Genomic DNA, 19923 nt, shown 5'->3' with positions numbered 1-19923 from the left:
TCTCACATTACTTCTGCTTCTTATAATATAACACATACGATCCTCCCAAAATCGCCAGAAACACCAACGGCATCACACGGTTTGCTACCGGATCGCCGGATGCGGTATGTGCGATAAACGCAGAAACAAATACAAAAGTAAATCCCGCATAAGTCCATTCTTTTAACCTGGCAGGCACTGGTACCAATAGTAATATTGCACCGATAAGCTTGGCTATTGCCAGTTCAACTCTAAAATAATCAGGGAAGCCTAAATGATGAAAGGCTGCAGCCATTTCGGGCTTCGTTAAGTATGAATAGCATGAAAAAGCCATCATCAATGCTACAATAGCGCTCAGGATCCAGTAAAAAATTTTAGTTGCTTTCATCTAATGAATTATTTACCGCAAACTTAGCTACCTTTGCTATTAAAAAGATACTACTATCCTAAAGGATACCGGTATCGTTAAGGATAGCGAGTATGAACAACGAACAAATCATTCACAATAAAGAGACCTGCAAAGCTTCTGTAACCGCAGTACGCGATACGCTTTATGTAGTAAACGGCAAATGGAAGCTGCCAATGCTGGTAAGCCTAATGACCGGCCCTAAACGGTTTAAGGAACTTCAGCGCGACCTGGAAAGCATCACGCCTAAAATACTTTCGAAAGAGTTAAGGGAGCTTGAACTAAATGGCTTTGTTAAACGGACTGTTTATGATACCACACCGGTAACTGTAATTTATGAACGTACCGAATATGCCGATACGCTTGGTAAGGTTGTTTCGGAATTACGCGAATGGGGCATGAACCATCGTGAGCATATTAAACAAATGAGCCGGGCTGAAGCCGATGCCAAAAAAACAATGGCAGTTTCATTATAATGTAGTAAATAGCTCTTCAGAATTTAGAAGCGCAAAGCGCCTTTGCCTGGTAAGCAAAGGCGCTTTTATAAATGATAACATTACGCTTTTTTCTTCTCGGGGCGATGAGCGCTATCCCTGCTTGATGTAAAAACCATACTGGCCGGCAGTAGTTTTTTAAGCCTGAACTGAATGGTGATGGCATCATAATCATGCTTATGGCCGCAGCCTTTAGGCGTTTCAACAATCACCGTGATCTTATTTTCTAAATTATCCATGCGTACATATTTTATAAACCTGGTATTTTAACCCCGGAAGCTTTCAAATCCTGCAAAATATTTTCCTGTACGGCCAGCTTGGTATCCTGGAAACCATGCGCATGAACCCAAACATTAACTCCTACACGATAACCATCAGGATCTAAACTGGCAATACCTATCCTCCTGTCCGGAGTTTCCAATATATTTTTTGATTTATCGATAGAAGAGTTAATGACCGACTTCACCTCATTAAAATCAATATTATTGGTAAACTTCAGCTCGATATCAAGCCTGCGGGTGCCTTCCCTGCTGATGTTGATGATCACCTCGTTTGAGAGTTTACTGTTAGGCATAATAACTATTCGGTTATCAAAGGTTTTAACAATGGTATAAAAGATCTGGATAGCGATAACCGTTCCTTCAAGGCCTTGAGCTATGATATTATCGCCCACAACAAAGGGCTTGAGCAGCAGTATCAACACACCGCTTGCAAAATTTTGCAAAGTACCTGAAAGCGCTAAACCAGCGGCTACACCAAAGGCACCCACGAGTGCAGTGAACAAAGTAATGGGCACACCCATGATCTGCACAACTCCTAAAATTAGCAACACACGCAATACAACCCCTACAAGGCTCTGCAAAAAGGGTTTAATAGTAGGATCTATTTCCTTTTTTTGCATATGGCCCTGCCACCATTTCAACAACATATTAATCAGCCAAAGGCCGATGAATAAAACTACCAGCCCAATCAAAAAACTGGGTGCATAGCGAATCACCCATATATAAACCTGGTCATAAAACTTTTCAATCTTCATAAAACAAATCGTTTAGCTTCCGCATAAAAACCACCTATGCTTAACGCATATTTGGGGGAAGGGTTTGTTTTAACAACCATTTAACACTTCAACCCTCCAAGTGTTAACAAATGTTAAAAGTGTTAAATTTCAATACGTTACCAATTTTAAGCCCTAATTTGGTATTAACTACTTGAAAAAAACTTTTACACTTTATCATGAGCTACAATAAGATCAACAACCTTTTGGCCTGGCTTTGTTTTACCCTTGCATCCGTAACTTACGTCTTTACTTTAGAGCCCTCCGTAAGTTTTTGGGACTGCGGCGAATTTATTTCCTGCGCCTATAAACTCCAGGTATCGCACCAACCGGGCTACCCTCTTTTTGCCATGATAGGTAAGGCCTTCTCGCTGCTTTCGATGGGCGACAGGACAAAAGTTGCCTACTTTACCAACCTGGGTTCGGCATTGGCCAGCGGGGCTACCATTATGTTTTTATTTTGGAGCATAACCGCCCTTGCTAAAAAACTCCTTGCTACAAAAAATACTACTGTTAATACAACCCAAACCTTACAAATAATGGGTGCCGGGCTAACCGGCGCCCTTGCATTTACCTTTACCGACACCTTTTGGTTTTCGGCAGTTGAAACCATTGTTTTTGCATGGTCGTCATTATGTACCGCAGTAGTATTTTGGGCTATTTTAAAGTGGGATGCCGTTGCCGATGAACCACGTGCCGACAGGTGGCTGGTTTTTATAGCTTATGTAATCGGCCTTTCTATCGGCATTCACCTGCTTAATTTATTAACCATACCTGCTTTGGTAATGGTTTATTATTTCCGCAGGCATAAAAACATCAGTGTTAAAAGCGGGCTTTTGGCATTCGCTATAAGCATCCTTATCCTGGCCTTTGTTCAGTTTGGCATCAGGGGATATACCATAGGCCTCGCCGCCCGGTTCGATCTATTTTTTGTAAACAGCCTTGGACTTGGTTTTGGCAGCGGCGTATTGTTCTTTTTCTTGCTGATCATCGGCTTGCTTATCGCCGGGATCCGGTACAGCATCCGCAAGCAGAAACATCTTTTAAATATAAGCCTGCTTTGCGTTGTGTTTGTTTATTTTGGTTACAGCTCTTTTGTTTACATCCCTATCAGGGCATCGGCGGGCACCAACCTTAACAACTCACACCCCAGCGATGCCTTTACGATGTATGAATATCTTAACCGTACCCAATATGGTGAAACACCATTGCTTAAGGGCCCTTACTTCGATGCCAAAATAACAGATGTTACCGACGGTACACCGCTTTATCGTAAAGGAAAGAGCAAATACGAGGTAGCTTACAATAAGCCTAATTATGTTTATGACCACACCAGCATTCTGCCCCGCATGTGGTCGACAGAGGAGAATACCACCTACGCCCAGGATGCCCAGTTTTACCGCAACTGGCTGCAATTGAGCGATAACGCTACGCCTACCTTTTCGGATAATTTAAGATGGATGTTCAGCTGGCAAATGTACCAGATGTACTGGCGTTATTTTATGTGGAATTTTGTTGGCCGCTATAATGATGATGATATGGAAGGCCAAACCAACATGAATGGCATCGGCGGCAACTGGACATCGGGCTTGTTCAACAATGCCTCCAATACGCCTAAGTTTGTATTGAATAATGTTACCTATACGCCCCTTTATGCGCTGCCATTAATGGTTGGCTTGTTAGGCATGCTCTACCATTTCAAGAAGCGAAAGAAAGACGCGCTGGTAATAACGTTGCTGTTCTTTTTCACCGGGTTGGCTATAGTATTATATGTTAACCAGCCGTCTGTACAGCCCCGTGAACGCGATTACTCGTACGTGGGCTCGTTTTATGCCTTTGCCATTTGGATTGGTTTAGGATTGATAGCGCTGATTGACATGGTGCCTAAAAAGATCAGCCCGAGGTTTGCCACTATTGGCGCTTTTATTATTTGTACAATTGCTGGCCCTGTTTTGCTGGCAAGTAAAGAATGGAAAAACCACGACCGCTCAACCAAAATGGCGGCGCATGACATGGCTTACAATTACCTCATGTCCTGCCCTAAAAATGCTATTTTATTTGACCTGGGTGATAACGACACCTACTCGCTATGGTATGACCAGGAGGTAGAAAACATTCGGCCTGATGTACGCATCGTAAACCTGAGCCTGTTAAGCGCCGACTGGTCGGTAAGGCAAATGCAACGCAAAATAAACCAGGCCGACGCACTGCCCATCACCATGAGCTTTGATAAATATAAACTGGGCACCCGTGATGTGATCAGGTATAATGATGCCAAAATACCGGGCTATGTTGATGTAAAAGAGATATTTGACTTTATTACTTCGGATGATAAACGTACGCATGTTGAATACACCAACGGCACAACCGAAAATTATTTGCCTACCAAAAACTTCAAGCTGGCAGTTAATGCTGATGGTGTAATGAAAAATAAGGTGATCACGCCCGAGCAAAAAGGCTTACTTACGGATACCATGAAATGGAAATTCCCTCCCAATTATATCACCAAAGAAAACCTTGCCATGATAGATATACTTGCCCATAACGACTGGAAACGGCCAATTTGTTTCACTACATCTATTGGGCAAACAAGCATGGTTGGCTTACAGCCATATTTGTACCAGGAAGGTTTTACCTATCGCCTATTGCCTTTCAAAACTGATTCATCGTTAAGAGATCAGCTTTCAAAGATCAACAGCCTGGTGATGTACAGCAACATGATGGATAAGTTTAAGTTCGGCAATTTCAAAACAGCCAAATACCTTGATCAGCAATCAACAACTATGTTTTTCCCTCAAATGGTTTCTGCTTTTTCTGATCTGTCGGCGACATTACTGAAAGAAGGCCATCGTAACCTGGCACTTAATACCCTGCACAAATATGAAGAGGTAATGCCCGACATCAACCCTAACTTTATGACGGCACAAGGCAAAATAACAATGGCCGATACCTCGTATAAGTTGGACTATGCCAAGCTGGGTAATAAATTGATCAAAAGTGTTAACAGCTACCTAACCGATCAGCTTGATTATAACTACCATCAGTTGCAAAAAGATACAGGCCGGTTAAGTCCGCGCGATGTGCAGATCAGTATGCAACTTCTCAATAATATGGCAGCCATTACTCAAAACGGCAACCAAAAAGAACTATGCGGTCAAATAATTACACAGCTTAATGATTATGCCGAAAAGTTTAAAAGTATTCTCCAGCTCTAAACAACCAACATATATATGCTATGGGGCAGGCTATTTGATTTAGCCTGCCCCTTTTTTATATTTTAATAATTCACATACTTTTCTTCAAAAGTACCATCGGCATACAGGTCTATCAAACCATAGCCGGGGGCTGTTTCCCGGCGGTTCCCCTCCCACCAGGCACCGGAAACGGCGCCGTTACACAGGTAAGTAACATTGTTATAAACCACCTTATCGCGCATGTGCAGGTGACCGCTCACACATAACTTTACGTTGGGGTGCTGGTAAAACAGGTTAATGATCTTAGCCGTATCGGTATGCATATCGCCGCCAAGCATTGTCCACTTGTTTACAATATCATCCTCTATCATCAGTAAAGCCGTCAATATCGGTATGTGCGACATAACCATTACCGGCATATTGGCGTCCGTAGCTTTCAGCTCATCGTTGAGCCAGTTAAGCTGTTCCTCGCCCAGCTTACCTATATACCAGGTATTATCAATATCTAAATGCACACTATCCAGCACAATAACCTTCCAGCCATTCTTAACCATACTGTAGTAGGGCTTTACAAGCTGTAACTTATCCAAAGCGTATTTTTTTCCGTAGATGGCCTGTCCCTTGTCGTCCTCGTACCACCAGATATCGTGGTTGCCCAAACAATAATGAACGGGCAAACTGCATTCATTTTTCATGATGTTTTGCACCAGCTTCCATTGATCATTGATGGTGCCGATGTTTTCCTTGTTCATATCAAAAACAATGTCGCCGCCATTCAATACCATGTCAACCTTTGGCGTTTGCTGCTGCAGGTGATGGAGGCACCTGGTAAACCTGGCAGGGGCATCAAACTTATCCTTAAGGTGCACATCGGTAATGTGGGCTATTCGTAATGATGGCTTTGCAGCTGGTGTTGTATTGCCAAGTGCTAATGAAGGCGCCAGAAGCAGGCCGCCTATATTTTTTAATGCTGATCTTCTTTCCATAATGTAAAAGCTACCTCCCGGGTTCAGGTAATTTTGGGGTTAAAAATACATTTATAATATTGGTAGGCCGCTGGAATTTCTGTTAAACTTTTATTAAGAAAATAATGACCGAAACATTTATATAAAACAAAAAGCCTTCCGCGTTAGCAGAAGGCTTAATAGATTTGTGTAGGGAAGGTTAAAATAGTATTTCAGGGTACTTAACCATTATTTATTGAAGATACGGCCTGCCTGTCATGTAATCATTTACAACCCCGCCAATATATTTATTGTTGTAATCCGTTTCTTTGTTTTGCAAAACTGATTTATAATAAAGCAGCAGAAAATCGTACACGCCCAGTTCGTGAGCCTGCTGCCTGGTTTTAAACAAGCGGTTCATACTCATTTGAATAAGGCTGATCACAAGCAGGTTCAAATCCTGCGGTACCGTTTCGGATGAAATAAGCTCGGCGAGCAATAAAGCTGCCGGTCTGTTGTTTAAACTCCGGTACCTGAGCAGGTCGTTGCCTGCAACCGCGGCACCTTCGGCAAAAAGGCCCTCAATCTTGTTGCGGTAATGCCTGTATTTAAAAGTCAGTTGCTTTGAAAGCAGGTTATCATAATTAACGTCCGGATATGATGAGGCTACAAGCAGCTCCATAAGCTCGTTTTTTTGTTCGATCTGAAAATCAAAATCATTCAACAGCCTGTCAATTGATAACAGCCCCCAGAGCCACCTCACCTCTTCAAAGTTTTCGGTCACATCCGCTCTTGATATGAGGCTGGCTATGGCAAGGCTATCGTTAAAAAACAACTGTTCAACAAGTTCAATCGACGCCTCCCCATAGCGTTCCAGTTCGCGCTCGTAGGTATCAAACTGCACCTTCCAGATCTGCTTTGATTTAATTAAGGCCGAAAAGCAATTGTTAATATTTTGAATGACCCTGCCCAATGCAAATACAGAAGCCAGATGGACCCTGAAACGAATATGAGGTTCAGGATCAGCATATCGTACATAAAACCATTGATCAATCAGGTCTTCGTGGTAAAGCTTTTTGCTTAGCTGTATCAGCTCATTGCCTATCACATGTTCGGCAGTGTTTATGCCGCAATACAGTTTTACATACAGCCATTCATCACCCGGGAAAAACTGGCGTTTGGCCACGTTTGTGCTAAGCGGCCCCATACTGGTATACTTGCCGGCTACTTTTTCGTCCCGCTTTAAAACAGCGACAAACTGGTTACCGATAAGCTTTTCATCCTTCTTTTTAAGCATGACATTATCGCGTTCGCCAATGTATTCCTTTAAAATAATTTCATTCTTTTTCTTGCATGACGAAAGCCATGCAGCAACCTCAAGCCTGCTGTTGGTATGTACAACCAATTCACTATCAATATCTGTAAAAACGAAAGCCTCGGGCAAATCCCAGTATCTAACAAACTTCGCCCATGCTTCGCTGTAATCAATAGCCAGTTCTTTTAACAGCTGCTGTAAATCAGCATTGTTTATGTACCAGGTTTTTAAGGCTAATATTACGCCTTCATAAACTACCCTTGGCGTTTTGGTTACCCCAAGTTTAGGTAATATGTCAAGATTAAACCCAAGCTCGTATTTTAAATCCTGGCATTGCAGATCGGCCAGGAACCGGTACACAGGTAAAGCTGTCATTCCGTAATTATATGCTGTATTTAAGCGGGGAATAATCCGTTTACCTAATTTGGCCGAACGCAGCACAACATTATTTCCTTTAACAGATACGAGCAGATCTGTTATATTAACTTCCTGGTCACCAGCGCTTACCGGTGTTTGAAACTGGTAGCCCCGGTACGGCGCAGAGGTAAAGCTTCCTAAGCAGTCATCAGGCGAGTGTACAATTTCGGCAACTATAGCCGGCTCATAAATACGGGCTTCTGTTTCGGCTATTTCATCAAGGATCTGGCCAAAATTCCGCTCGGCATTAGCCAAACGGCCAAACATGGAGGTACCGGCCGGCCACCCGCAATGTTCAAGGTACAGCAAGGGCTCATCATGGCCCGAAATTCGGAACATTACCGAAAAACTTGGGGGCAACTCATCATCGTAAGCCTTAACGTTTTCAAACTGTGACTTTTGCAAATGGATAATTTCCTGCCCGGGGTTATTAACAATTTGCCCGATAAGCCACTTCACGGCGCTGGTATATTGCAGATCTTCCTTATCAGCTGCAAAGCCAGATGGTTCTGTATAACAGTTTATGGCATAACCGATACCTTTTTCAGGATCAAGCGCTTCTGTTAGCAAAATCTCCCGCTCATGATACCGGTCGCGGAAGCGTTTTATAAACGTTTCCAGGTTTTTACTTTGATGCCTGGGTGTGATCCGGTTAAGCAGATCAATGGCATCGAGCAATTTATCAGCATAAGCTTTATCAAGCGTAGCCGAATCTGCCTGCCTAAAATAATCAACCTGCAGCAATGTCCCCTGTGAGGCATCACCTGGTAAATCTTTCAAAATCATAGCAACCTTATTATTTTTTGTAATTACATTATCGGTGCCTGTTAGCACCTGCTTAACGGTATTCAGTTTTGACAAATAGCTTTGTGCCTGTGCACTTTGGTATGCCAACCGGGTAAAAATGCCAATGGCCTGGTCAAGGTATTCCCCGCTGTCAATACACGGTTCAAGCTCACTCCACAAAACCTGGTTTTTAATCAATTGATCCAAAAAAGCAGCGGCACATTCCGGATTTTTGCCAAGTTTTTGCGTTATAAATAAGCCTATCGAATTGTATGTCCTGGCGTTTTCACAAAACCCGATAACCGCCTGCAGATCGTCAGATATCTTTACCGGCGATGCTTTGTATTTACCACGGTTTACAGTTTGACGGTCAATTTTACGGTAGGTCCCGTTTAAGGTATACATTGTTTTATTTACCTTGTAACTTAACAATGTCCGTATGAGGCGATTATTTAAAATCTGGCCGTTCAAATTAACCGCTACGGCAACATTAAGCCTTACATGCTGGTAAGCATTACCAAGCTGTAAATCGGTCGTATTCCCCCAGGTAACAGGAGCGCAACCTGCAAATAACCCTGATGGATTGGTGCCGGTGGCGCTCCTGTTAATAAATTTGGCTAAGGTTATTTCAAGCTTCTCCAGTTTTTTCGCATCTGTAATATCATCTATATGCAAAACCGCTTCATACAAGTCTTTAGAGGTAAGCCAAAGCGCCTGCATAAACAATTCATCTTTTGTGAATGCCCTGATAGTTTCTTTATCAATTGCTTCCACGCAATCAAATGCAGGAAACCTGAACATCAGGCCTGATGAAAATTTATATTGCTCGGATAATTTTGTCGCTTTCATGACAGCTGGCTATTGATAATAACCTCATTGATGAAAAACACTCCGTTCATTTTTTCCTGATACCAGCATCCGGGGCGACTAAACTAAATAATGCCTGTTGCAGTAGCCGTTATAGTACCTGTTTCGGTAGTTGTTTGCATGAAACAGGCTTGATTGGCATATTTTGCTACGTTATTATTTAAAACCCTATTGAGTATCTGTACCTGTTTAATTTGGATTTTTGGCAAGGTTGCTTTGTCGTGATTTTTCATAATTTTAAACTTTTAAATGGCTGTAAATGGTTAATTATTTAACCCAGATAGTATAAATTTGGTTAACAGGCTTTTACCGAGAAAAAATTTAGTACCAATGCCCCTTTCCGAATGACCAAAACCGCTTTTAAGAGTGACGAAAAAAATGACAGAGGACTTTATCGTGAATAAGGAAAATCTAAAAGCAATATTTCAGCATCTACTTTTTTGGATTACTTATGTACTTTATGAAGAAGTGGTTGTTTATTTTGCCGGCGTGGAAGTTGAGTTTCTTAACACCATTGTTGCCTTCATGGTTAATGCCGGAGTATTTTATGGTATTTGGAACTTTTATAAATTCCTCAATAAAAAAACCAACAACAAATTGTTATTAGTAACAGCAACCCTTGTTGTTTCCGCAGCTATCATTGTAGTATCCGCTTACTTAAAAGCATTTTCGCTCATCATTTTCCAGCATAGTTCACTTAAGGTTTATGGAACCCCCGCCAGGATTCTGACATTTGTTATGCGCTCTATTTACTTTGCTGTAATGGGCGTAGCTTATGGTTTTGCCAAAGAGGTAATATTAAAAGAGCGCGAGGCTGCACAGCACAGATTGGAAAAGGCTCAAATGCTTGAGGAGCGGCAAAAATTAGAAAAGAAAGCCCTTCAAGCCGAACTAAATGTAATAAAATCACAGATCAATCCGCACTTTGTATTTAATACGCTCGGCTTTTTATATGCTGAAACTTATAAGAAACTCCCGGAAGTAGGGCAGTCAATCATTACACTTTCAAACATTATGCGGTATGCATTAACCAAAAATGAGGACGGGTTTAGCAGCCTGGAAAGTGAGCTTGCCTATATCAAAGACTTCATAAAAATTCATGAAGATCGCAGCAAAGCTTTTTTATGAAGATAAGTATCGAAAGCGGTGTTATTCCGTATCAGGTAGTATCATTGGTTTTAATTACCCTCATCGAAAACATGTTTAAGCACGGCATTTTCAATCAAAGTACAAAGGAGGCTGTGTTGAGCATTACTGTTGAAGATAGGAAGCTGCATTTTTATTCGCTTAATTATAAAAACAATAACAGCGTTAACAAAATACAGTCGAACGGGATAGGATTAAATTATATTCGCGACAGATTAACCGATGAATATGGCCGGGACGGATATGAATTATTGGTGGATGAAACGCACAACAGCTATGAATGCAAACTTACCATGCCTTTAAAGTATCATGAAAGTAATTAACTGTATTATAGTTGAGGACGAGCCTTATGCCATTGATATTTTAAGCGATTTTATATCAAAAGTGCCTTTTATTAACCTTACCGAAACGTTTACCAATCCTATTGAAGCACTATTATATTTAAAAGGATCAGCCACTGACCTCATTTTTCTTGATATAAACATGCCTGAGCTTTCGGGTATCGACCTGATTAAAATGCTACCGAAAAGCACGGAGATCATCATAACATCAGCCTTTAGTGAATTTGCGCTGGCGGGGTTTGAAAACAATGTGCTCGATTACCTGCTTAAGCCCTTCGCTTTCGACAGGTTTTTACAGGCTTCACAAAAAGCCCTTGACAAGCTAATACTGCTTTCATCTAATAAGCCAGCGCCGGTAATTGACCTGCAGCCAAAGCCCGACTCATTTTACCTGAAAACCGATCACGGTAAAATTGTACGTATCAACTTTGAGGATATCATTTATATAGAAGGACTTAAAAATTACTGTTCGGTTTTTACAGAAAATGAACGGCATATCTCATTGGTGAGCATGAAAACCTTGGTTGACACCCTGCCCCAGGAAAATTTTGCGCGGACCCATAAATCCTACATTATCGCTTTAAAACGCATTAAAGCTATTGATGGCAACATGGTGATCTTTGATAAGATCAAAGAAAAGATCCCCATAGGTGTTACTTACCGCGACAGCTTTTTCGCACTGCTCAATAACAAGATGTTTAAGTAAGCTATACTTTCCCGTTCCGGGCTTTTTCCGATTTAAGGAACTTTAAGAGCATCCCGTACAAGATGCATTCATGCAGGCGCTGCCGGCTGCTAAAATAGCGGTTAATTGCCATGTGGATCACGCTGCTCAAAAACTTCGCATTCCAATCAATAGTGTAGTTTTGCAGCAGTAATTCTACCTGCATTCTTTTTTGCCGAAGCAGGTCATCATATGCTAAAAGCAGGTTATTGAGGCTGCCATGATATTTTCTATATAACTGATCAATCTGTATTTTAACCGCCTTATCATCAAATTCGGCAAAAAAATAAGCCTGCTGCCTTTCAACAAATTGCAGTTGGTCGTTTAGGTTATTGCTCATCAGGTTTAGGTAATCTTTGATCAGCCAAAAAATCAGGAGCCAGTCTTCGGTATCATAGCGGTTGCTTTCAAGCAGCCTGAATACGCTGCAGCAAAACGAAGTTTCAATACAAAAAAGGCCCTCGGCTTGTTCAATTTGTTGCCCGTAACGTTCCAGTTCGCGCACGTAGGTATCAAGCTGTACAACATGAAGCTGCCCGCTTGTCAAAAATGGCGACAACACCTCGCGCACAGCCAGGTAAACATCCTGAAAATCACCGTCCTTAAGCAAATTAATCCTAACCCGAATGTGATTATCCGGGTCATGGTACCGGATAAAAAACCATTGTTTTATTTTAACAGTACCCGAATAATTTAACAGTTCATCCAATTTTAACAGCACCTCGTTGGCGATATTACTGCTGAGATATAGCTTGATAAATAACCACTCGCTGCCGGGAAAAAATTACGCTGAAGCGTATTTTCAATATATTGGAAATATGGGGGCTTCAAAGGCCTATCGAAATGGAAGGGTGCAACAAACTGGTGCATGTAAGGATCGCCATCCACATCTTGTACAATAGCCTCATGCTGAAGGTGAATACACTCAGATAAAATCAAAACCGGGTCCTGCCTTGCTATTTCCTTTGCAAGTACCTGTATACTAATCTCATTTTCAGTATCAATCAGTAATTCATTATCGCCCTTTATTATATAAAATTTATCGGGCAGTAACCACTCATTCCTAAAGCTGTTAAACAAATCGCCGAATTTATCCATGAATTTTTCAGCCTTGCAAAGTTCACCCAAAATAGCGGGCGTAAACTTCCAGGTGGCACGGTGCAGGATAACGCCAAAGCTGGTTTCAACGCGTGGAAAAAACACAAAATCTGTAGAGAGTGCCCCCAGTTAAAACTTAAGCTGCCATTGCCCCGCTGATGCTGGATATCGCACAAAAAGGTGTAAATGGGGTGCTGCGACCTGTTATAATTATAAGCACTGCTTAAGCGCGGAACTACTTCCCGCTGATGTTTTTTGAAAACAATTTAAAAACGCCCTGCTCAAGCTTTATGTAGATATCGTCAAGCCTCAAAACTGAACTTCCCTTGGCATCATCAATATAAGCCAGTTCATGGGGCCAGAAAGGCGGGTGCATCATGACGTTTAAGATCCGTTCTTCGGGCATATGGATCACTTCGGCAAACATGGCATCCGGGCAGTTGGCGATCTCCTTTGCCGCTATCTCTAAACCTGTTTTATAAATTTCGGCATCCCCAACTGCAAACCGCGCTATCATGCTTAAAGCGCCGGGCCCGGTAACTCTCTCCAGGTATACCATATCGTTTTCAAAAAGCTGAAAAACCGCCGACATGGAAAATGGCAAATGATCCGGGCTGCGTTCCCTGGCAAAATTATCAGGTATAATAACTTTATACTGTTTTTCAATTTTGGCGCGGTTTAACAGATTAAGCATTTTAAAATCTATCTCTGTATAATCCACCCATGAAGGCCCCCTTCGCTTCCGGTATACAGCCCTTCTGTAAAAAGGGTTTCATGCTCATACCATTGCCCGTATTCAATTCCCGTATCGGTGTCAAATGCCTCCAGGAGCGGTACGCTCTGCTCCTCATACCTTTTCCCGAACCTGCCTTTAAACTGCTCAATCCTTTTATTGGGAGCCACAGCACTCACATTATTAAGCAATGCAATCGCCTTAGTTATTTTCCATTGCAATGATTGACCAAGCTCCCGGCTTTCCAGCTCGTTAAACCTGGTTACATGCACCTGGTCTTTAAGTTCCCTGCCGGTTATGTGATTAGTAATTTGTTCAATAGCAGTATATAACGAAAACCAGTTTGAGCTTTCAACATCTCCATTATTAATTTTATTAAGCAAATCGACCAATTCATTAATGGTATCCCTTAATCCCGGATCATCAGTCTTTTGCAAAAAGACTGGAAAATCATACCCTATTGCCGGCTCAAATGCCGGTTTTAGCAGTTGCCCTTCAATAAGGTCATTAATAAACACAATGAAATCATCAGGCTCAAAATCCGGGAATTTTTCGAGCAGTTGTTGTTTATTCCATATTTTATCACCAACAACGGTAATTATGTCATCAAGCACCTCATTGCAGGCAATGGCGCTCACCTGGTAAACCCTTTGGTTATCAATAATTTGATAAGTAATAAATCGTAAATCGCCCCCAACTTTATAAAGGGTATTATTTAGCTTATATCCTGCAGATATTTGATTGGCATTTTCAATTTGTTTGGCAAGCGAGAAACTCACCACAGCGTCGGGCACTGCATGTCTCCTGAACTTTGCCGTAAGTTTTACTTTATTTGCAGCCCCCCAGTAAACCGATGAACAACCCGCAAACAGCCCAAACGGCGTAGCCCGGTTTGACATACGGGCCATATATTTATAAAAACTTGATAGTAATTGAGCTTCTTTAGCTTTCGTTTGCTGCCCGTTTGCAAAAAAAGCATCCAGTTCATTATAAAGCGATTTACTTGCCAGGTAAATACTTTCTTTGATTAACCTGTCATTCCATAATGTAAGCAAGTTTTTTTATCAAGCTTTTGCCTGTACGACAAAGCAGCCGAGCGTAAAATTAAACCGTTAATAAAATTAACTTTCATTTGGATGTACAGGCAAGGTTCAGTATGTAAACAGCTAATTTAAGTAAAAGCTATTTTTATTAGCAGGTTTGTTATGAGTGTTGTCTATTTCTTTGTTTATAATATGATTAATTGAGTTAATATCGCCCTGCTTCATGCCTTTGTATTTAGCGCAAAAATTGATATACTGACAAGGCGATCAAAATAATTGCCATGCAAGTGCACTATCCAAAATAGGGCGGCAAAAACTCACAAAATATCATCCTTCGGTAATTAAGAACATTTGATTCCAGGCCTTCACTTATAGCCGAGGTTCAGGTTATCAATTTGCAAGCAATCCGCATGACACTGCATGATAACCACAAGCGGCGACGTTTGCGGTAGTATATGGACCGACTGAAACTACATTAATTACTCCAACAGCAACGCATCCTCATCATCGGTAAGGTTAAGCTGAATAGTATCACTCCCCGCAATCCCTTCAATACTGCCGCGGATGTGAGCGGCACTTAGCAGCACTTTATCCAATTGCTTTTCGCGGGCTTTCCAGAGTTTTTCCATGGCATCGCGTTCGCGCTGAATGGATTGGCGCATGCTCATATATCCTTCACGAATAGCCTTCCATTGCTCCGAAAACTCGCTGCTGGTAAGGTAATCATACAACAGGTGCATTTTATCACCTTTATTATCCTGTGATTTGGCCAGGTTTGATAATTTCATCACCCCATCTCTTAAAATGTAGGATACTGCCTTCACCTCATCAAAACTACAAATCCAAACCCCGTCACGCTCGCCAAAACAATCCATGCCTTTTGGGTAGCATTGGGTTACAATAACGGCTACATCAACCCCCATGCTGCGCATGTCTTTTTAAGCTTCTCGATCCAGTCTGCCGAAAAAGCATTGGTACGCTTGCTTTCATAAATAATGCGGCCGCACTCCTGGCCAAACTGGTTACGCACGGTTTGTACGCAGTCGGCACCGCGTACGCCCTTACCTACTTCGCTTATGATATCGAACGGGAAATAATTGCGTAATAACTCTTCCAGTATCAACTCTTGGGCTTCGCCCTGCAGCTGCATAGAACCCTGCTCGGCTTTGCGCTTCATTTCATCAGCCAGTTTCTTCTGGTCGTCAAGCTGTTTTTCAAGCTCTTTTACCTTTAGCTGGTATTCGGTATCTTTTATGCTGTGGCGTTCTGCTTCCTGCTTGCGGATCTGATCGGTAAGTTCGTTCCGCTGCTCCTGCAGCTTGCGCTGCACTGCAAGCTCCATTTCCTCTTCCTTTTGATGCAGTTGTTTCTCGCGCTGCAAAAATTCCAGCTCTTTCTGGCGTGATAGTTTTAGTTTTTCCTCTGTTTCAGCGGCTGAATTTTTGAGAAGTACAAGCTGGTTTTCAAAATCCTGGCTTATGGTTTTACGCAGGTTGTCTTCAAGCGTTTGCTGCAATTGCTTTTTTTCGTTGTTAAGCCTTTGTTCAAAGGCTGCCTGCTGCTGGCGCTCCTTATTTAAAAACTCCTCATCCTTTTTGCGGTATTCTTCTTCTTTTTGACGGGTATAATCCATCATTTTAACCCTGAGCTCTTTTTTATACTCCTCGGCCATTACCTCCTCTATCGGAAAACCGAAACCACAACTTGGGCACTTAACTTCTGTAGCCATATTATTTATATAAAAGCTGAGAGCTGAATGCACAAAGCTTTAAGCTAATAACTTGATTATTGATATTATTCAATTACTTAATAAAAGGAAAATATTTCCTGTAAATCAAAGATAGGGATTTTACTGTTTAGCACATGATATGGTAACCCATAAGGGGTATTAACATTATTGTAACAAAATGAAACTACAATGATAACAATCTGTTGTAATTGCCGTTTAAAATACCGAAGTTTATAACATGCAGATATTGAGAATTGGAAAGGTAATGTGGAGTCACGATTATGACCTGGCCACATTAGGGTTGGCAAATGACGGAGGAGCATTATTTGCATTTACCCCGCCACCACACCATTACAACGGCGAAATTATACTTACCCCTAAAAGCCTTGTACTTGACGGCGATAGCTATGAACATATCCCGCTTGATAGTCTTGAACAGTTATATTTAGGTTTTGACGAGCTTTACAAACGTTCGATGGTACGGAACAATGGTTTATTCTGGCAGCCGTTAAGATTACGCTACAGGCTAAAAGAAGAGCTTATCACCTTATATCTTATTGTTGATCATACCCTTTTTGGAGCTAAAAATCAATTGTGGTTTAATACCCTAAAACAACTGCTTTCCCGCAAGGCCTAAGCGGACTTTCTTTTTCCCTCGTTTTACCGGCGCTTCTTTCAAAGCTAAGCAGTTACTCAGCAAATTACCAATTCAGGTTGTAAAAATACCGTGTAACGGGTATTTTATAAAAAGAAACATAGTGGCATATTTACAGCGCATTAGTTGCGCTAAATACCATTATCACTTTTATGAAAAAACTTGGTTTCCTGAGGCTATTCTCCTGCTTACCCCTCATCGCCATCATCATTCCTGACATAACCGAAACGCTTATCAATCCGGAGTTTAAAGTACCCTTTACACATGTCATAGCAAGCGCGGCCCTTATTTCAATAATTAGCATTTGCACCTTAATAATCCGCTATCAAAAAAAGCAGGGATTAAAAATGCAATATCTGCCTTCCCAAGCATAGATCTTCCACTGCCTGTATCATAAAACAAGAAAACGGCGCGGGTTATCCGCGCCGTTCCTGTTAATATATTTTTGCAATTATTTGGCTTTGCCAAACTCACCATTTGCTTTAATAGCAACTTCGTCGCTTACCATAGCGTTGCCAAATTTTGAACCGAAGTTAAAATCAGAACGTTTGATGGTGCCGGTTAACTGGAAACCTGCATCATCAGCTTTGCTCATTGGGTTTTGGATAGTACCACGGTACCATAAATCAAATGAAGCCGGTTTGGTTACACCGTGTAAAGTTAAGTTACCGGTAAGTTTGTAGTGCTTATCAGATGTTTTGGTGATACCGGTGCTGGTAAAAGTAATAGTTGGGTAAGTAGCAACATCAAAAAAATCAGGGCTTGTGATGTGTTTATCGCGCTGATCATTATCTGTAGTTACTGAGGCTGTTTGTATGCTGATCTGAAATTTAGCGTCGCTGAAATCAGGTTTAGCGGCAGTGATGGTTGCATCATAGTTTTTAAAAATACCATCAACATCAGATACCATTAAGTGGGTTACTGTAAATTTAACGTTTGAGTGAGCTTTGTCTACAGTCCAGGTAGTTTGTGCTGATGCCGCCGTGTAGGTGAATGCTGCTGCTAACAGGATAAAAATCTTTTTCATTGTTTTAATTTCTTTTTTTGTTTTTGATTTATGGCTCAAAAGTATGTAAATGATCCGGACTTCAAATAAAATAAATGTTTAAACATGTTTTTATTGAAATCAGATGACAATATACTACCATTTTAGTAGAACTTACAAGAAAAACAAACTATTTCCGGGGAGATTTATACTTAGGTTTTTAAGGTTTTTTGTTTGTTACGGAGCATGATCAATGCCTTATCGGCCCTTACTTTACGGGTAGCCTCCTGCTTAGCCGAACCTACCCAATCACAATAACCTTGTTTATATGATTTGGACAGGCTTTCAAAAAACGCACGGGCGTCTGCATCGTTGTCAAGCAGAGCCTGCAGTTCGGCAGGTGTATCTTCAATATGTTCACCGGGTTTAAGCATGTTTTTTTATCTGGGTTTACTTCCCAATAAAGATAATATTAATTGGAATAAACACCGGGCTGAAAAACCATAATAACGGCAAGTAAAACTATTAAAAGAAATGAGATGGTTAAAAGCGTGTCGATAAGCAGCCTTTGGTTTTTTGATTCCATATTACTTTACTTAAACAGTAAAAGCTGCAGGTTAGCTTACGGTTGAGTTATTGTGAAAACGGCATCAGGCCGTAATTAGTATAGTGAAATTGCCCCAAAAGCATATGTAACGCAAATTTTATAAAACCTAAGGCAAAAAAAATTGTTACCCAAAGCAATTGAGATTTTACTAAATTAAAGTAATCATGTGAGATAGCCCGGCGTACCAACCGGGCCATCTTTTTAAATACCTTGTAACCAATTACATCCCCCTTTTTATATCCCTTAACGCCGGTGAAACGGTTGCTCAAAAAAATCATCCACTTTTTTATTAAACTCATCGGTATGTTCAACCAATGTGCCATGACCCGAGTTGGGCAGGATCCATAAATACGCGTTCGGAATATTTTCGGCTATCTGAACAGTGTGCGTTGTTACTATAAGGTCATGGTCGCCGGCAATAATCAGCGACGGGCATTTAATAGCTTTCAATGCCGAAAGTTTAATATGGGGTTCTTTATAATCAAGCATAAACACCTTCCTATCGTTCTTTTCTTTGGCGGTGATAAAATGATAATCCTTTTTGGCGGCATATTCTTTTTCCATATCCTTCCATAAGGAAGGTATAAGGGCTGTAGAATCGGGCCAGAGGTTGGCACCGGTCGAGGCCAGTTTTATTACTTTGTTGGGATGGCGCATAGCCATCACCAGCGCGTTAATGCCGCCGTCGCTCCATCCTATCACATAAGCCGAATCGATATGCATTACATCGAGCAGGGCAGCAAAATCATCGGCCATCATTTCAAAAGTAAGTGAATCGCGCGGATCGGTGGACTTGCCATGTGCACGGCTGTCAACAGCTATTACCTTGTACTTCTTTGCAAAATAGGGTATATTTTTTTAAAAGCATTGATGCTGCTACTGTTGCCATGTATCATCAGCAGGGGTTTGCCTTTACCATAAACTTCGGCATACAACTTTATTCCCCTAATATCATAATATTTACCGGCAACGGCATTATCGCCATAAACTACGCCTTTTTGCTGACTGCAGGCCAAAAATGCCTGACATACCAATACAATTAACAACAGCTTTTTTAACATCATGATCACACCTGTTTAAGTCATTAAATATACATACATAATGCAAAGTTTAAACTTCTGTTACGGACCCGGGCTATTATTTTTTAGATAGTGCTGTAAATCAAACATGTATTATATTTGCGCACTTTAACAAATGCGCTTTTTAAACCATACGGTTAAAACAATATCATACCTATAATTATTTGTTATAGAATGAATGTTTATAAACCTGTATACATATATGTTCATGCCTGCTTCCTTTCCCAAAAAATATAAAATATTTATTTCGCTTTTTCCCTTACTATGCGTGATGTTCACCGCCAGGTGTTTCGGGCAACAGTCTGCAACAGCAAGCCCCAATCGTTT

Annotated in this window: 18 protein-coding genes and 2 pseudogenes; 6 read left to right on the top strand and 14 right to left on the bottom strand. The window is 41.2% G+C overall.

Annotated features, from left to right (window positions below; genetic code table 11):
• Positions 1-7: 7 nt before the first annotated feature.
• Positions 8-367 carry a DoxX family protein gene (locus ACQ86K_RS07925; protein WP_091163268.1) on the bottom strand — a complete coding sequence of 120 codons (360 nt, stop codon included), beginning with the start codon at positions 365-367 and terminating at the stop codon, positions 8-10.
• 92 nt (positions 368-459) lie between these two features.
• Between ACQ86K_RS07925 and ACQ86K_RS07920 the strand changes: the two genes are divergently transcribed.
• Positions 460-861 carry a winged helix-turn-helix transcriptional regulator gene (locus ACQ86K_RS07920; RefSeq protein ID WP_090523849.1) on the top strand — a complete coding sequence of 134 codons (402 nt, stop codon included), beginning with the start codon at positions 460-462 and terminating at the stop codon, positions 859-861.
• Positions 862-941: 80 nt separating this feature from the next.
• On the opposite strand, the gene ACQ86K_RS07915 is transcribed toward ACQ86K_RS07920, so the two are convergent.
• Together ACQ86K_RS07915 and ACQ86K_RS07910 are read right to left on the bottom strand one after the other, a co-directional pair.
• A complete protein-coding gene (locus tag ACQ86K_RS07915; RefSeq protein ID WP_176844378.1) occupies positions 942-1118 on the bottom strand; it encodes a hypothetical protein in 177 nt (58 codons plus the stop codon).
• A gap of 11 nt (positions 1119-1129) precedes the next feature.
• The gene (locus ACQ86K_RS07910; protein WP_091163267.1) at positions 1130-1915 is read right to left on the bottom strand and encodes a mechanosensitive ion channel family protein; all 786 of its coding nucleotides are present in this window, start codon (positions 1913-1915) and stop codon (positions 1130-1132) included.
• Positions 1916-2112: 197 nt separating this feature from the next.
• On the opposite strand from ACQ86K_RS07910, the gene ACQ86K_RS07905 reads away from it, so the two are divergent.
• On the top strand, positions 2113-5148 hold the full coding sequence (locus ACQ86K_RS07905; protein ID WP_091163266.1) for a glycosyltransferase family 117 protein: 3036 nt from the start codon (positions 2113-2115) through the stop codon (positions 5146-5148).
• Between the two features lie 62 nt (positions 5149-5210).
• On the opposite strand, the gene ACQ86K_RS07900 is transcribed toward ACQ86K_RS07905, so the two are convergent.
• The 3 genes from ACQ86K_RS07900 to ACQ86K_RS07890 form a co-directional block, all read right to left on the bottom strand.
• Positions 5211-6113 (bottom strand): metallophosphoesterase family protein, encoded by a 903-nt coding sequence (locus tag ACQ86K_RS07900; protein WP_091163265.1) that lies wholly within the window; start codon positions 6111-6113, stop codon positions 5211-5213.
• A gap of 211 nt (positions 6114-6324) precedes the next feature.
• Complete coding sequence (locus tag ACQ86K_RS07895; RefSeq protein WP_091163264.1) at positions 6325-9438, bottom strand: lantibiotic dehydratase; 3114 nt, start codon at positions 9436-9438, stop codon at positions 6325-6327.
• A gap of 83 nt (positions 9439-9521) precedes the next feature.
• The gene (locus tag ACQ86K_RS07890) at positions 9522-9689 is read right to left on the bottom strand and encodes a hypothetical protein (protein ID WP_176844377.1); all 168 of its coding nucleotides are present in this window, start codon (positions 9687-9689) and stop codon (positions 9522-9524) included.
• Positions 9690-9834: 145 nt separating this feature from the next.
• Between ACQ86K_RS07890 and ACQ86K_RS07885 the strand changes: the two genes are divergently transcribed.
• From ACQ86K_RS07885 to ACQ86K_RS07875, 3 genes are read left to right on the top strand one after another with little or no spacing between them, the layout of a single operon-like run.
• Entirely contained in the window at positions 9835-10584 is a 750-nt protein-coding gene (locus ACQ86K_RS07885; protein ID WP_431200132.1) for a histidine kinase, read from the top strand.
• Positions 10581-10925 carry a hypothetical protein gene (locus ACQ86K_RS07880; protein ID WP_431200131.1) on the top strand — a complete coding sequence of 115 codons (345 nt, stop codon included), beginning with the start codon at positions 10581-10583 and terminating at the stop codon, positions 10923-10925. The genes ACQ86K_RS07885 and ACQ86K_RS07880 overlap by 4 nt, the downstream gene beginning before the upstream one ends.
• Entirely contained in the window at positions 10912-11649 is a 738-nt protein-coding gene (locus ACQ86K_RS07875; RefSeq protein WP_090523820.1) for a LytR/AlgR family response regulator transcription factor, read from the top strand. The genes ACQ86K_RS07880 and ACQ86K_RS07875 overlap by 14 nt, the downstream gene beginning before the upstream one ends.
• Position 11650: 1 nt before the next feature.
• Here ACQ86K_RS07875 and ACQ86K_RS07870 read toward each other — a convergent pair whose 3' ends face one another.
• The 4 genes and pseudogenes from ACQ86K_RS07870 to ACQ86K_RS07855 all read right to left on the bottom strand — a co-directional run bounded on the left by ACQ86K_RS07870 (position 11651) and on the right by ACQ86K_RS07855 (position 15718).
• The gene (locus ACQ86K_RS07870; RefSeq protein ID WP_431200130.1) at positions 11651-12376 is read right to left on the bottom strand and encodes a thiopeptide-type bacteriocin biosynthesis protein; all 726 of its coding nucleotides are present in this window, start codon (positions 12374-12376) and stop codon (positions 11651-11653) included.
• A gap of 2 nt (positions 12377-12378) precedes the next feature.
• Positions 12379-13459, bottom strand: a pseudogene (locus ACQ86K_RS07865) (lantibiotic dehydratase).
• A gap of 8 nt (positions 13460-13467) precedes the next feature.
• Positions 13468-14553, bottom strand: coding sequence for a lantibiotic dehydratase (locus tag ACQ86K_RS07860; protein WP_431200129.1), 1086 nt, complete (start codon positions 14551-14553; stop codon positions 13468-13470).
• Between the two features lie 467 nt (positions 14554-15020).
• Positions 15021-15718, bottom strand: a pseudogene (locus ACQ86K_RS07855) (DUF2130 domain-containing protein).
• A 790-nt stretch (positions 15719-16508) separates the two neighbouring features.
• Between ACQ86K_RS07855 and ACQ86K_RS07850 the strand changes: the two are divergent.
• Positions 16509-16907 (top strand): hypothetical protein, encoded by a 399-nt coding sequence (locus tag ACQ86K_RS07850; RefSeq protein WP_129568859.1) that lies wholly within the window; start codon positions 16509-16511, stop codon positions 16905-16907.
• Between the two features lie 469 nt (positions 16908-17376).
• Here the strand turns inward: ACQ86K_RS07850 and ACQ86K_RS07845 are convergent, their stop codons facing one another.
• The 4 genes from ACQ86K_RS07845 to ACQ86K_RS07830 all read right to left on the bottom strand — a co-directional run bounded on the left by ACQ86K_RS07845 (position 17377) and on the right by ACQ86K_RS07830 (position 19581).
• Positions 17377-17952, bottom strand: a complete 576-nt coding sequence (locus tag ACQ86K_RS07845) for a YceI family protein (protein ID WP_090523809.1) — start codon at positions 17950-17952, stop codon at positions 17377-17379.
• Between the two features lie 170 nt (positions 17953-18122).
• On the bottom strand, positions 18123-18344 hold the full coding sequence (locus tag ACQ86K_RS07840; RefSeq protein WP_091163259.1) for a YdeI/OmpD-associated family protein: 222 nt from the start codon (positions 18342-18344) through the stop codon (positions 18123-18125).
• A 416-nt stretch (positions 18345-18760) separates the two neighbouring features.
• Positions 18761-19339, bottom strand: coding sequence for an alpha/beta fold hydrolase (locus tag ACQ86K_RS07835; RefSeq protein ID WP_431200816.1), 579 nt, complete (start codon positions 19337-19339; stop codon positions 18761-18763).
• Positions 19339-19581: an alpha/beta fold hydrolase gene (locus ACQ86K_RS07830; protein WP_431200128.1), complete on the bottom strand. Its 243-nt coding sequence runs from the start codon at positions 19579-19581 to the stop codon at positions 19339-19341. The genes ACQ86K_RS07835 and ACQ86K_RS07830 overlap by 1 nt, the downstream gene beginning before the upstream one ends.
• Between the last annotated feature and the right edge of the window lie 342 nt (positions 19582-19923).

The sequence above is a fragment of the Mucilaginibacter sp. P19 genome (genome assembly GCF_050632265.1).
GTDB classification, from domain to species: Bacteria; Bacteroidota; Bacteroidia; order Sphingobacteriales; family Sphingobacteriaceae; genus Mucilaginibacter; species Mucilaginibacter gossypii.
The sequence above is the reverse complement of the archived record's forward strand: the minus strand, read 5'-3'. Positions and strand labels throughout refer to the sequence as shown.